The organism is Luteolibacter pohnpeiensis, from assembly GCF_016595435.1.
GTDB lineage: Bacteria > Verrucomicrobiota > Verrucomicrobiia > Verrucomicrobiales > Akkermansiaceae > Luteolibacter > Luteolibacter pohnpeiensis.
The window spans coordinates 71147-84444 of record NZ_JAENIJ010000021.1; the positions used below are offsets into that span (position 1 = coordinate 71147).

Genomic DNA, 13298 nt, shown 5'->3' on the forward strand with positions numbered 1-13298 from the left:
CTCTTCGAATTTTTGCAGGTTTCCAAAGTGATTATGAACCCATCTCGGCAGCTTTCGCGATCTGCAGCAATTTGGCTTCGGCCAAGTGAGGGGCGATGATTTGCAAGCCAACCGGGAGCGCATCCGCGCCGTCGTAGGCAGTGGTCCCAGCCGGGACGGAAATGGCGGGCACTCCGGCCAGGTTGGCGGCGAGGGTGAAAATATCAGACAGATACTCGTGGATCGGATCGCTTCCAGCGGCTCCCAATTTGCGGGCTGGAGTTGGCGCTACCGGTGCGAGAATGGCATCCACTTGCTGGAAAGCCTCGTCAAAGTCCCGACGGATCAAGGTTCGCACTTTCTGCGCCCGGCCGTAGTAGGCATCGTAATAGCCGGAGGACAAAACGTAGGTGCCGAGGATGATCCGGCGTTTCACTTCCGCGCCGAATCCTTCTTCGCGGGATTTTTGGTAAAGATCGAGGATGTCAGCCGGATTGGCTGCCCGGTGGCCGTAGCGGATGCCATCAAAGCGGGATAAGTTCGAGGACGCTTCCGCTGGCGCGATGATGTAGTAGGTTGCGACCGCGTGTTCGGTATGGGGAAGGGAAATTTCCACGATTTCAGCGCCCTGCGCCTGCAGCGAATCGATCGACTTCTGAATTTGCTGGCGCACACCATCGTGAATGCCGGAACCGAGGTATTCCTTCGGTAGACCGAGTTTCATGCCCTTTACTCCGTGATTCAAGGACGCCAGGTAATCAGGTACCGGAGCAGTGAGGCAGGTGGAATCGTGTGGGTCCGCCCCGGCGATCGCTTGTAAAATCAGCGCAGCATCCTCGACCGACTGGGTGAGCGGACCGATTTGATCCAATGAGGATGCGAACGCCACTAGACCGTAGCGCGATACCCGGCCGTAGGAAGGCTTCAATCCAACGACTCCGCAGTGCGAGGCCGGTTGGCGAATTGAGCCGCCAGTGTCCGATCCGAGCGCGGCGATCGCGGTCAAGTCGGCAACTGCGGCTGCGGAACCGCCTGATGATCCACCGGGAATCCGCTCAGGATCCCGGGGGTTGCGAGTTATCTGGACTGCGGAGTTTTCCGTAGCGGAACCCATCGCGAATTCGTCCTGGTTCATGCGCCCAAAGGGAATCGCCCCGGCGGCGCGGAGTTTCTTGATCACCGTCGCGTCGTAGGGCGAAACGAAGTTTTCGAGAAACTTGGAGGAACAGCCGCAGGGATGGCCAAGAACGTTGATGTTGTCCTTGATGGCGATCGGGATGCCGCCGAGCGGCTTTTCCAGATCGGCGGACTCCGCTTCTGCCAAAGCGGTTTCGAGATTGTAGGAGAGATACGCTTGGATCTGGGGATCGCGGGCGATGATCTCTTTGGAGAGGGCGCGGACGATGTCAGGCGCGGTGGTTTCACCGGCGAGAAGTTGCCGACGGAGGGAGGCGATGGTCATGGCGGGTCCTAAAAAAATGGAAAATGCGGGGCTCAGGCGTCAGTCACGACTTTTGGCACACGGATCTGCCCTTGTGCCTGATCTGGAGCGTTTTGCAGCACGGTTTCGACGCTCATGCTCTCATGCGGAACGTCCTCGCGCATCGGCCCGAAAACCGTGTTGGCATGGGCGGACGCTTCGATGCCCGAGAGATCCAGCGCGGAAAGTGATTCTGCGTGACGTAAAATGGCCTCCAGCTGGGGCTGGAACGTAGCGATTTCCTCGTCAGAAAGTTCCAGACGGGCGAGGTTGGCGACGTAGCGGACGTCGATGGCGGGCTGCGACATGCGTGGAAGGTCTCCGAAACCTAGGGTAGGTGCCAAGTTCCAAGTTCACTACCAGATGGAATCGGAATGTTGGCAAAATGAAATAATTTCAAAAACTTTGAACGCTCAAATTGCTTGGATGTCTCAAAAATATGAAAATCGTTAAAAGCGATTTTTATGTAAGGGTGCATACAGCAACCATTGTCTGCCTTGATCCCATGGGTGTGGGAGTTTGGTTCTGACAATATTCGGCCGCCAGGGGAGGGACCCTCTGGCGGCCATTTTTTTAAAATCACTCGGATTTTAGCGATTGGATCAGATCGTCGGTTTTTTGTGCCTCAACCGTGTTGCCATCAGCTTTATAGGCGCGCTGGAGTCCTTGCAGCGAATCGCTGTCATTGGGGAAGTCTTTGAGTGCCTCTTGGAATGACTCGATCGCTTTTTTCGGTTCATTGAGAGCGAGGTAGTAGTTGCCGAGGCGGTTTGCCATCGGCGACAGGATTGCCGGGGGGAACAGCATGGCGGCAGGTTTCTGCAGATCCGTCGCAGAACGGAACCAGTTAAATGCAGATCCATGGGCACTTTCCGGTCCGGCGAGAGCGTCCCGTCCCTTCAACTCAGTGGCTAAAATCTCAAGCGCATGGAGCGATTTCGTCCATTCTGAGCGCTCACCGGTGTGGTTGCTGGCTTCCTGCATTTTCGACATGCGGGATCCATGTTGAGCCAAAACTGCGGCGGTTTGCATGGCTTGCTGCAATTGCTCTGCTTCCAGAAGTCGCTTCGCATCCAGATAAATGCGTAGACCGTCAATCCACCAGAATGCCAATGACTTATCGGTAATTTTTTTGAGATCATCAGGCTTGGGCAAGCTCTGGAGAGCCTCAGCGGTTGTGCCGGGAAGGCCACGCCGCATCAGCAGCCGTGCTGGGAGTGTTTTGGCTTCCCAGTAAAGCATGTGAACGCCTGCGGATTGCATCCGATCCGCTGGACTGGAAGTGGCTGCCAGTTGTTTGGCTGCAGCGTAGGCGGTGTCGAAATCACCTTTGGAGGCAAGAGCGACGATGCGGTAGCACTCGGAACGGACCCATTGTGGTGCGTCAGCGACAGAAACCTTATTGTCCTTCATCCATTGGCTGTAGAGAGAGGATGCTTTGCCGAAGGCAGATGCGGCCTGCGCGTGATGACCACAGCGCCACTCGTAGTGGCCGAGCAGGTGGTAATAGGGAGCGTAGCCAGGCTTGAGCTGGCATAGCTTGCGCGCAAGGGGGAGGGAATCGGTAAGATCGGGAGCCTCTGCCCGGATGAGAAGCAGGGCGTGCAGGGGAATCGGATTTTCAGGATTTTTTGCAATCAGACCCTCCAGGATTTTTTCCGAATTTTTTTGATCCGGAGTCGCTTCATCAAAATCGTCATAGCCACCGCGTCCGAACAACGAAGAGAAGATGGCGGCCTGCAAATCATTGGGAAAACGTTCAGCGACTTTGTAGAAGGCGTTGGCCGCCTCTTTGGAACCCTCGCGAAGATACTTGATCATTCCGTAGGCGTACCCGCGCTCAAGTTCGTTGCCTTTTCCTTCATCGACGAGATACAGCAAGCGCTCTGCAGCCGCATCACGGGCAGGATTGGTTTCAGGCGATGGAGCAAGCAACGACATCACCATGCCCCAGGTGGCGAGCAGGCAATCCGGGTCTTCGCGCATCGCCACAGCGAAATGCCGGGAAGCTTCAAATTCCCAACCGCTGTGCAAATGGTTTAGTCCCTCCAAAACTTCAGCCTGTACATGATCATTTTTGGCCGTGACGGCCATCTTGATTCCTTGGGGGAATTCGGTGTGAGTTGGAGCCTGTAGTGCTTTGACGCACGGCGGAATCGCCTCCTCAACCGATGGAATTTCTTTCGCTGCAGCCAAGGTGAAGGTTGCGAGCCATGCGATGAACCAGAGTTTCATGCGCGGACAATGGGATGGGTTCTGACGCTTCTCCAGCAAAATGACGTTGGCCAGTTGCGGTTGTGCTGGTTAGCCTCTGGCCATGAAACTCGGACTCATCGGCTGCGGAAAAATGGCAACAGCATTGGTAAAAGGAGCGATCCAGGCAGGTGTGGTGAATCCCTCCGAGGTCGTGGCAACCAGCCGCTCGCAGGCTTCCCGGGACGCTTTTGCAGCGGAAACAGGTGCAAAAACAAGCGATCTCGCGGGAGTTCTGGCCACCAGCGAGGTCATTTTACTATGCCCAAAGCCCCAGGATATTCCGGCAGCATTGGAACAAATCCGATCGGTCCCACAAAGCGGCGAAGGCGCCTTGATCATCTCCATTGCCGCTGGGGTAACCGCCAAAACCATGGAAGACGGATTGCCGGATCAATTTCGAGTCATCCGCTCAGTGCCGAATACCCCATCACTCGTCGGATGCGGTGCCGCCGCCTATTGTTTGGGTGCTGATGCGACGGAAGACGATGCCGCATTGGCTCAGCGCCTTCTCGGAGCAGTTGGAGTCGCGCTTCGGGTTCCGGAAAAACTGATCAATGCAGTGACCGGCGTTTCAGGCAGTGGACCAGCATACGTTTACTTGCTGATTGAGGCTTTGGCTGACGGGGGAGTGAAAGCCGGACTTTCCCGGGCTGATGCGATCCAATTGTCCGCACAAACTTTCCTTGGGGCTGCCACCATGGTTTTGGAAACCGGAGAACATCCAGCCGTCCTGAAGGACAAGGTGGCTTCACCCGCTGGAACCACCATCGCCGCGCTGGCTTCGCTAGAGAAAAATGGCGCCCGCTCGGCAATGATCCAGGCCGTGGAAGCCGTGGTCCAACGGGCGAACGAACTGGGCGGAAAATAAAGTCGCTTCATCCCGATCGTTAGCAGGATCAAATGAGACAAATGAGATTGATTCGTGCGGGGATCAGGTTTGATCCGATTGAGGCTTTTGTTCTGAAGATCGATTTTGTGCGAGTTGAGTGATCCCTTTCGCCATGGTGACGAAGTCGGATGGCATGATCACAATCGTTGTCGTATTATTTTCAGTGCCAACCTCAGAGATCATTTGCATTCTCCGCAACTCCAAAGCTGCGGGATTTTCTGAAATCGATTTCGCAGCATCTGTTAATTTCAAGGATGCTTCCTGTTCGGCCTCTGCCTTGATCAGACGTGCCCTTTTTTCACGGGATGCTTCAGCTTCCCTTGCCATGGCCCGTTGCATCGTTTGAGGAAGTTCCACATCCTTCATTTCCACCAATTCAACTTTCAGTCCCCACGGATCGGTGATTTGATCCACAATGTCGCGTGCGGCCTTGTTGATTTTATCTCGATCTTTCAACACTTCATCCAAAATATGCTGACCGATCACATTGCGTAATGTGGTTAGAGCTGCCTGATAAGTTGCAGTTTGATAGTTTTTGACCGAAATGATCGCCTTTTCAGGATTGCTGACTTTATAGTAAAGAACGGCATTGACCTTAATCGTGACGCTGTCGCGGGTGACTGTTTCCTGGGATTCGATATCGACCGTAGCCGTCCGAATGTCGACCTGAACTTTTTGGTCAACCATGGGAATGATCCAGTAAATCCCTGGTCCTTTGATGTGCTTAAATCTTCCCAGTCGGAAGATGACCCCTCGTTGGTATTCGCGATCGATTTTAATTCCAGAGGCTGAAAATATGATGAGAATCACAAATAATAATAAAAATACAATCATAATTAGATGGATTGAATTTGTATGGAGAGCGGAGATTTGAATCGAGTGTCTATCCGGTCACTTTTGGAGTCATGAACGAAAAAATAGATACGGGGCGAGCATCGTGATGGATGCTGCATCGTTCTTTGTTGAACTCATACTTCGAGTTTTGAAAATGAGACATCTTTTGATTGTCACTTGGGGATAATCTAAACTGTGGATCTGCCTGCGCACTTCTATTTTTCAATTATTTTGTAATCCGAATCATAATTCATGTCCTGGAAGGCGCCGGAAGCTGTGTTAGAAAGGTGGCGAGTGAATAGATGCCCCCTGAGCCTTTGAGCGCGGAGCAAATCCAGCAGATGCTGCAGCAGGTGGCATGATGGATTTTTTAGATCACTTGCTGAAGTTTGCCGGTGGGCTCTGAGAAATCACTGCGGCTTTTTTCAAATGTCATTTTCCTGCTTGATGACTGAGTTCTGGTGCCGTAGCTCACGCAGTTCGTTATCTGCGAGGCCGCTCAGCGTGAGCTAGGTCTGGGTTTTGAACTCAGCGGAGTGGCGTTCCCGTGGTTTCGATTTCATGGAGTGGATTGAAATAGTCGCTGATCCAGAAATCTAGCTCACCTGACGTATGCACGCACGCAGATGAGGCCTCGCGATTTGTTCTACCTACGCTTTCTTCGGAGAAGACCTATTCCTACTAATAGGGTTAGAGAAAGAGACGTTGGTTCTGGAATCTGAAAGCCGACATAAACCAGTCCGGATCCAACTGAAAACGTCGAAATGGTAGCAAGTGTAGTATCTGTTACAACAACATCTCCGAATCGGGATCCAGCGATAAGAGTTCCCTCTGCACTCAAATCGATATCCAATAAGTTGCCAGTGCCTGTGTAAACACTCTTCACTAAATTGCCAGTAGGGTCATACTCGTATATTCGACCATTCCAATCTGCAATGTAGATTTGACCGTCCTCGCGAACTGCTATTCCGCGTGCATCCAGACGAAATCCTGCGGAGTCTAGTAGTTCAAACTCTCGTAATAGTGAGAAATCCGTTGGATCAAGAACCCGCAATCCTCCACGCGGGGATCCTGAATCAAGCGCGTAAAGTAAGCCATCTAATCCAAATGATACTTCGCCAACACCACCGAAACCAGGAACTGAAAATTGAGTGGCAGTGAAACGATTCAAGTCAAACATAACTCTATTAGTGACAGCGACATTTCCTAAAATCGAGAGATCTGCATCACTCACATTTCCAAACCCGCCAGCTGGATCAGGAGTGTGACTCCAGATACGCGAGCTTGGTTGTAGCGTGCTCAAATAGTCATTGTCGCCAGGCGCGCTATTGAGAACATGAATTTTTCCGTCAGGGGTCGCCACGACATCCGTGGCATCATAACGTGTCGTATCTGGATGAGGAACTACCCCATAATCCATCACCAGATCACCATCTGGCGAGTATTCGAGTAAACGGTTTCCCTCAGTGACCAAAATATTTAACGCCGCTTGTGTTGGCTCAATAAGTGATATGAAAGTTGTGATATAAATAATTGTAAAATCGAACTTCATTTATTCAATATAGCTTATTAGGCTTGGTGCCACGCTATCGGGAGTGTACGTCCGACTCTGGTTGAAGTTCATCATCACCCTCCGAATCCGACTTGGAGCGGGTAGTGGCTTGTCTATCGCTGCCTTCATCAGCTTTCCGCTTTTTGAGTATGGCTAGAGCTTTCTCCATAGCTGATGCATCGAGCTTCTCTACTGCGAAATCTTTGATGCTTGCTTCAAGGTGCTCAACGGCCTTTGAATATTCAACATAGCGGAAATCCTGGAGCTTCGACTGGTCGACCGGATGCCGCTTCGCAGTCTCCTCCTGCGTCTGATCCCAATAAACGACGACCTTGATTGGGTATTTATGATCATGAGCGTCTCCTTGAGAATCCCACTGCCACCATTCCATTCCGATTAATTCGTATGCGACAACCTGAGGGCCGAAAGCGGAATAGGGGAGTACCACTTCACCTGCACGAACATGGGAAACTGAAAGAACTAGGATTAATGCGGATAGGATGCTCTTCATGATATTCCAAACGTTAAAAAGTGAGACACGGAGCCAACTGAACGAGCAATATCTAGTGCTTCATTCGGCTTTTTCCAATTAGATTCTTCTTCGAGAGTATTGTGCTTCAGTCTCCTTGGTGAGATTTGATCAACATGATGTCTTCTACGATGATATTCACCTCGAAATCGCTTCTTCACCTCATCGGTATCTGGTATGGCAACAAATGGCGTTAGATAAAGTCTGCCTGTATTGTAATCCCAAGATTGCTGTTGCAGCCCGCATTGGATGCACAGCCTAGTTCGCTGTTTGGGGTCATTCTATGGAGACTTTCAAATCAAAATAGATTTTGCAGGATGGGCAACACAAAATCATAACTTCTTCGGAAGCTGACAATGAATTTGTCGGGTGAACTTTGCGCTTGAGCATCTTGGAATGGCACCGGGGACAATTCAGAGATGGACTTAAATCCCAAGTAAAAAATGCCACAATGCCTGCAATTGCGAGGAGGAGAATAGCATATGTTCCAAATGTACCAATGTGATCATTCTTTTGGAGTATGCCGAGTAATATCAGCATAGCAATGATTGCTGTGAATAGTGCAAGCTTGCTTAAAAGTAATTTTATCCAGTAGCGACTCAATTCGCCAACTTTTTGGAATTCTGGATCTGGATGAGTCATTTGATTACAGCTGAACGTTAGAGCTCTGGCGGCGGCGGGAGAAGCTCGAATTCAAATTGGGGCGTTACCCGCCATTAGATGAGTCGGCTTGTTCGATGGTTGTTTTCTGCCAGATGCGGAGGATCTCCGATTCGATTACGGAATCGGCCCACGAATCGTCAAAATCGTCTCCAAGTACATTCCAGAAACTTTCCAAATGCCTCTTCAATACGCAGGGATCCGTTGTCTTCTCAAGTTCCTCCAAGGTCATCTTTGCCGTAGTGGCGGATATCTTGTGATTGTTGAACGACCGGTCGACAGCTCCGACCCAGAATAGCATTCGTGGATAACAAAAGTCGATTCGCTTACGCGGAAAGGAAAAGCCCTCTTCCGCGACTGTCAGCCATCTACCTGATTGGATCGACCTACCGAGCGCCTGCGATATCGTCGTCTGCCTGGGCGGTGACCTGTGGATAGTGATCCAAAATGACTTGTGCTCCTCCCGAATCATTCCGGAGCCAAGATCGATCTGTACAGACTTCTTATAGGTGGCAACACCACACCCAGCGAGAAGTGCGATTGAAGCAAGCCCGACGATGATCTTCTGTTTCTTCATTTCTTCATCGAACGTCAAAGGCCACCTACCGCTGACCGGCGGCGGCACTTCGACTCTGGTTTGAGATTGTCATTACGGTGGAATTCCGACACATGGCGGGTCCGCAGTTAGGTGCGCCGCCTTACTCGCGTTGGGTTGTTTCTTTGTGTTGTGAAACAGGCTGCTCTTGCCCTCTAAACAGGAAGTGTCGGGAAGTCAGATGCTGATACAAGCTGCGACAAATCGCCTCATCCTCGCACATGATATTGTCATCAAAAGGGCTGAAATCCACATTGTCAAGATGAGGTGCGTGATGGTCATAGTGATCCCGTGCAGCGAGTATCCCATCAGCTGCTTGGTGGTGTCCTATCGCGTGATACGCTCGTGCTGCGTCGTCGATCCATCCGTCGTCGTCTCGATGGTAGTGGATCCAAGCTCCTACGCCGGCATTGTTGGTGATCGAAAGCACATCATGCACAAAATACAAATCGCGATCCATCTCGGGAAGAGTCATGACAACCGAACCCGGCTTAATCTCCCCGCTGCGTTCTTGAGGACGGCTTGAGGCATCAATACGGTTCAAATAGTTGAAGTGGTCTTGGATGATGTGGTATATCGCTTTAAGGTTCACGATGACTGGCATTCTTGTTTTGTTCGTTACCTCAGGTCGCCCAGCCCGATAGGCTTGTCGTGGTCGGGCTGTCCCTCGTAGCGACCAATCAAAGGTGGGCGTTCGATCGGCCAGCTCTTGTTAATCTTCCCGTTCGTAGAGGCTGTCATCCGGTAGTCCCGGGAAAAATACGCCTGATCCATCCCGAAGTAGAAATCCGATCCTTCTCTCGTCACAAAATTGCCGTTCCTGTCGGCCGTCGTTCGGGTCTCGGGTTGACCCTGCACCTCAACCCACGCATCATCGGATCCCCAGCCATGAACACGCCCCGAAAACGTTGGGATTGGGACTGTCTGTGGATACGGGAAAGGAATCGCTCCGGCACATGAGACGAGAAGCAGCGAGGGAATCGCCAGTAATGCTCCTTTCTTCATTTCTTGCACGTATAGGTCATCCGCGGCGGGGGGAGAAGCTCGAATCAAAATTGGGACGTTACCCGCCGTTGGACGAGCCGGCTTGTTCTGCCTCTTTCAGGTAGATCTGGACTGGGCTGAAGCACGGGAAATGAAACCCGAAGTTTGTATCTCGGTGGACTTCGCCCTGAAATCGGCTCCCGATCGCAATCTCTCCAGGTGATTCAAGCGATTGAACCCATCTCGCCCGCTGCCCGAACCATTTTGGGGCCACACCGATAAATTCGAGTTTCACGGCAAGCATTCTGCCAGCAAATGGACTCTCCGACGGAAAAAGTTTTTTCGCCTTCTTCGTGTCCAAGATCACTTCACGAATCACGAATTCACCCTTGAGTGATTTCAGACCATCGTCCGCCACTTCCTGGGCCTGCATCGCGCCAAGTGAAATGACAAGACCGAGAATCACGATGACAGTGTGTGATTTCATTTGAGTAGATCGTTTCAGGTAAGCCATGAGGGGATGGTGAAGCCTATCCCCGATTGGTCTCCACCCGATTGTTAGATGTTTCCTTTAATTTCTTAATCCAAATTGGGGTGAAACCCAATGAAATACTATTTGCGATCAATACGGGAAGTGCCAGAGTGCCATTAATCCAATGGATGATATAGCATAAATATCCAATTGGAAATAAAAAAATATTCAAGATAATAAATACGGCTGTTAATTCCGTATCACTAATTCCCATTTTGTCTTCACCCAATGCTCGATCCATACTAGCAGCGCCAATGGCTGCCAAGAGAGTGGCTGTGATGATAAAATGTAGAGTGATAAATATCAAGCGTTTCCATCGAGTTTGAAGAAAATCGATAATATTGTTTTTATTCATTTTTATAGATCCAACGTCGAGGTGTGGTACGGCGAAAAGAGGACTCACAGAGCGAAGCGAACGAGCGAGCATATTCGCCGTTGCCACCCACGACGTGTTAGCCGATTTTGTTTTTGTCTGATTGCGATCGGATGCCGGAAGAAAAATGCAGAGTCCCAAAAACTGCGGCGAAGACCGAACCGAAGGCAGCCGCTGGATGGAGGTCTTGAAGCGGCAGATTGGCATCAGTTGAAATATAGGTCGTGATGAAGCCAAGGTCTCGTCCGTAGTAAAGCACGCCAAGCGCCAATAGAATAACGGAGATCGATGGAAGAGCGTTCGAATACCAGAGTCGGGCAACGGAAGGGATGCGAAGGATGAGCCCGACAATCCAGGCGACACCCACGAGAATGATGCTGAAGAGCGCTCCGATGATAGATTGGGATAGCAATCCAATAATGCCTTCATCTCCGATGACATTCAGTGCCAAGAACAAATAGAGGATGCAACCGAGGAACCATGCAGCGCATCCGTGCTTCGGCGCACTAAGAGCGGGATTCATTCGCGATACTCTTCATTTTTTGCAGAACGTTAAGGTGAGGCAACCGGCAAAGTCGGGTTGCCTCCATCGCCTTGTTCGCTTTGGTGTTATAATCTGTAGGTGTCGATGTCAATAGAGGCTCCAGTTGAGGCGATGATCGAGACGACTCTCTTCGAGAAACCAAACGCTGGAGTAGAAATGTCTTCGGAAACCGGGTAATACAAAACCACTTGGAAAATTGGATCCGCATCGTAGTCGCGAATCGCTGAGATCAGGGAATCCAGATGTGGCTCAAGAATATCGATGGATCTCTCAGCGAGTTCGTAAATATCGATGAGATCTGAAAAAGTCTCAACTTGGGCGTAACGCAAAAGCGAAGCCTTTGGAATTTGGTGATCTGGATTGTTTGCGCGTTTGGCGACGCACTCGTCTGGCGAAAGCTTAATACGATTGGCAAATTCGTATGGGTCGAAGTCACCTTGTATGCCGAAATAAATGTATGCAGTATGAGTCGGCATTATCTGAGTGAACGTCAAGGATCAGGCACCGGCTTCAGCTGGGTGCCTCCAGCGACTTGTTCGGTTTTCTTTTGTCGCTGGTGATACAGGAAGTAGTATGAGACGCAGGATCCCAAACCGAAAAGTCCTGCAATACCCAAAATTGGTAGCAGAGACCATAAGGTCAGTTGCTCGGGCCCGCCGCTGGTTGCGAGAAAAGCAAAGGGCAGTCCGCTCATCACCGCGCAGCATGGAATCGCAGTTCTTCGAGAGGCTGACCGTTTGATAATCAGGCTGCCGGGTATCCCGATCAAGATCTGGATAAACAATATAATCGGCGCGATAATGTAGTAATCAGGGACTTGCCCTCCGAAGAACGTTGCGGTGCTGTGTGGCGCTTCAGTCGCGAGACTCCAAAGATGAACGGCTGCCAGATGGGCAATCGTTGGTGCCAGATAGGGGAATCCAAGTATAACTGCAATCTGTTTCATCTTTTCTTACCGAATGTTATAGAGCACCGGACCGGCGACAACGGAAGCTCGAATTCAATGAAGGACGTTAACGCCGGTTCGGTGCCTCGACTTGTTCTGCGGATTTTTTCTCCGCGAAGAGTGCTTCCAATCCGGGCTTCTTACCCCGATAATCTTTGGTGTAAACGTAGCCGCTAATCCTACCTTCGTTGTCGAGATCGTCGCGCCACAAAAACGTCCCCTCATAATCAACGCCATCTTCTACAAATCGAATGCGAAAAACAGGGATCTTGTCAGGTGTGGCAGACTCAACCTTGCCACTGCCAATGATCTTCTTCCCATCAATGATTCGGGTCACGACAAACACATTGGGCCGATCCTCGCGAATTGTGATGGTGCCAGTAAACAACTTCTCCGATTCGCAGTGTCGTCCGATCACTTCATATCGTCCGGAAATCAACGGGTAGTCACTTTCCCATTCTTCGCCAGCATGGCAGACGGCAGTAAAGACGCCTAAAGCTAGTGCATAGCAGATTGACTTCATTTCTTGCAGAACGTTCAAAGTCCAGGCACGGGCGAATACCCGTTGCCTGTAACATCTTGTTGGGAATTCTTGGTTTCCGCTCGCCTCAAGAGCTTTAGAGACTTGGAAGGTTGGACCAGATTCAGTCGAATTGGTTTGCTGGTTGCCTCCTCGATATCGGTGATCAGAAGCTCCCGGGCAGGGCTGTGAATGGCGAAATTGATTGCATCACCAGCCTTCCCGACTCCCGGAGCATCTTCGAGTAAAATCACGCGCACCAGAAATCGCGGATCGACTCCAGTGACAATCGTCGTGCTGTCGTAGCGTCTGGCATTCTTAATCTCGGTGATTTTCGCGTTGAACTCGACTGCTTGCTCTTCTGCCTGGGCGGACGACGACCACATCACAAGGATGGCCGCGAGCTTGAAGATGTTCCGTGGGATGTTCATGAATTCATTGCCGAACGTTTGAAGTGTGGCACGGCGGGAAAAAGGCGTCCAGAGCGAAGCGAACTACCGAGCTTATCCGCCGTTGCCACCACTGACTTCTTCTCCTGCTTGTTTAGGTGGTGCTTTCGGAAATATCTTAGTTGGATCGCTTGCATCAATCTTAGATTCCATCTCTGGAGACAAAGGCTTAAATC

18 protein-coding genes are annotated in these 13298 nt (G+C 50.9%); 1 reads left to right on the forward strand and 17 read right to left on the reverse strand.

Annotated elements, in window-relative coordinates; genetic code table 11:
* Positions 1-31: 31 nt before the first annotated feature.
* From gatA to JIN85_RS13450, 3 genes are all read right to left on the reverse strand, one after another.
* Positions 32-1441 (reverse strand): Asp-tRNA(Asn)/Glu-tRNA(Gln) amidotransferase subunit GatA, encoded by a 1410-nt coding sequence (gatA, locus tag JIN85_RS13440; RefSeq protein WP_200271580.1) that lies wholly within the window; start codon positions 1439-1441, stop codon positions 32-34.
* 32 nt (positions 1442-1473) lie between these two features.
* Positions 1474-1767 (reverse strand): Asp-tRNA(Asn)/Glu-tRNA(Gln) amidotransferase subunit GatC, encoded by a 294-nt coding sequence (gene gatC / locus JIN85_RS13445; RefSeq protein ID WP_200271583.1) that lies wholly within the window; start codon positions 1765-1767, stop codon positions 1474-1476.
* A gap of 271 nt (positions 1768-2038) precedes the next feature.
* Positions 2039-3694, reverse strand: coding sequence for a tetratricopeptide repeat protein (locus tag JIN85_RS13450; protein WP_200271585.1), 1656 nt, complete (start codon positions 3692-3694; stop codon positions 2039-2041).
* 82 nt (positions 3695-3776) lie between these two features.
* Between JIN85_RS13450 and proC the strand changes: the two genes are divergently transcribed.
* Positions 3777-4583 (forward strand): pyrroline-5-carboxylate reductase, encoded by an 807-nt coding sequence (proC, locus tag JIN85_RS13455; RefSeq protein WP_234047424.1) that lies wholly within the window; start codon positions 3777-3779, stop codon positions 4581-4583.
* 63 nt (positions 4584-4646) lie between these two features.
* On the opposite strand, the gene JIN85_RS13460 is transcribed toward proC, so the two are convergent.
* The 14 genes from JIN85_RS13460 to JIN85_RS13525 form a co-directional block, all read right to left on the reverse strand.
* Positions 4647-5438 carry a slipin family protein gene (locus tag JIN85_RS13460; protein ID WP_200271587.1) on the reverse strand — a complete coding sequence of 264 codons (792 nt, stop codon included), beginning with the start codon at positions 5436-5438 and terminating at the stop codon, positions 4647-4649.
* A 646-nt stretch (positions 5439-6084) separates the two neighbouring features.
* Entirely contained in the window at positions 6085-6990 is a 906-nt protein-coding gene (locus tag JIN85_RS13465) for a PEP-CTERM sorting domain-containing protein (protein WP_200271589.1), read from the reverse strand.
* Between the two features lie 34 nt (positions 6991-7024).
* Positions 7025-7501: a hypothetical protein gene (locus JIN85_RS13470; protein WP_200271591.1), complete on the reverse strand. Its 477-nt coding sequence runs from the start codon at positions 7499-7501 to the stop codon at positions 7025-7027.
* Positions 7502-7795: 294 nt separating this feature from the next.
* Positions 7796-8161: a hypothetical protein gene (locus JIN85_RS13475; protein WP_200271593.1), complete on the reverse strand. Its 366-nt coding sequence runs from the start codon at positions 8159-8161 to the stop codon at positions 7796-7798.
* A gap of 64 nt (positions 8162-8225) precedes the next feature.
* Positions 8226-8756: a hypothetical protein gene (locus JIN85_RS13480; protein ID WP_200271595.1), complete on the reverse strand. Its 531-nt coding sequence runs from the start codon at positions 8754-8756 to the stop codon at positions 8226-8228.
* A gap of 121 nt (positions 8757-8877) precedes the next feature.
* Positions 8878-9378, reverse strand: coding sequence for a DMP19 family protein (locus JIN85_RS13485; protein ID WP_200271597.1), 501 nt, complete (start codon positions 9376-9378; stop codon positions 8878-8880).
* Between the two features lie 14 nt (positions 9379-9392).
* Positions 9393-9779, reverse strand: coding sequence for a hypothetical protein (locus tag JIN85_RS13490; protein WP_200271599.1), 387 nt, complete (start codon positions 9777-9779; stop codon positions 9393-9395).
* A gap of 58 nt (positions 9780-9837) precedes the next feature.
* Positions 9838-10245 carry a hypothetical protein gene (locus JIN85_RS13495; RefSeq protein WP_200271601.1) on the reverse strand — a complete coding sequence of 136 codons (408 nt, stop codon included), beginning with the start codon at positions 10243-10245 and terminating at the stop codon, positions 9838-9840.
* A gap of 43 nt (positions 10246-10288) precedes the next feature.
* Positions 10289-10645, reverse strand: coding sequence for a guided entry of tail-anchored proteins factor 1 (locus tag JIN85_RS13500; protein ID WP_200271603.1), 357 nt, complete (start codon positions 10643-10645; stop codon positions 10289-10291).
* 97 nt (positions 10646-10742) lie between these two features.
* The gene (locus tag JIN85_RS13505; RefSeq protein WP_200271605.1) at positions 10743-11186 is read right to left on the reverse strand and encodes a hypothetical protein; all 444 of its coding nucleotides are present in this window, start codon (positions 11184-11186) and stop codon (positions 10743-10745) included.
* 86 nt (positions 11187-11272) lie between these two features.
* The gene (locus JIN85_RS13510) at positions 11273-11683 is read right to left on the reverse strand and encodes a DUF4279 domain-containing protein (RefSeq protein ID WP_200271607.1); all 411 of its coding nucleotides are present in this window, start codon (positions 11681-11683) and stop codon (positions 11273-11275) included.
* 14 nt (positions 11684-11697) lie between these two features.
* The gene (locus JIN85_RS13515) at positions 11698-12153 is read right to left on the reverse strand and encodes a hypothetical protein (protein WP_200271609.1); all 456 of its coding nucleotides are present in this window, start codon (positions 12151-12153) and stop codon (positions 11698-11700) included.
* Positions 12154-12220: 67 nt separating this feature from the next.
* Positions 12221-12676, reverse strand: a complete 456-nt coding sequence (locus tag JIN85_RS13520; RefSeq protein ID WP_200271611.1) for a hypothetical protein — start codon at positions 12674-12676, stop codon at positions 12221-12223.
* Between the two features lie 14 nt (positions 12677-12690).
* Positions 12691-13104 carry a hypothetical protein gene (locus JIN85_RS13525; RefSeq protein WP_200271613.1) on the reverse strand — a complete coding sequence of 138 codons (414 nt, stop codon included), beginning with the start codon at positions 13102-13104 and terminating at the stop codon, positions 12691-12693.
* Between the last annotated feature and the right edge of the window lie 194 nt (positions 13105-13298).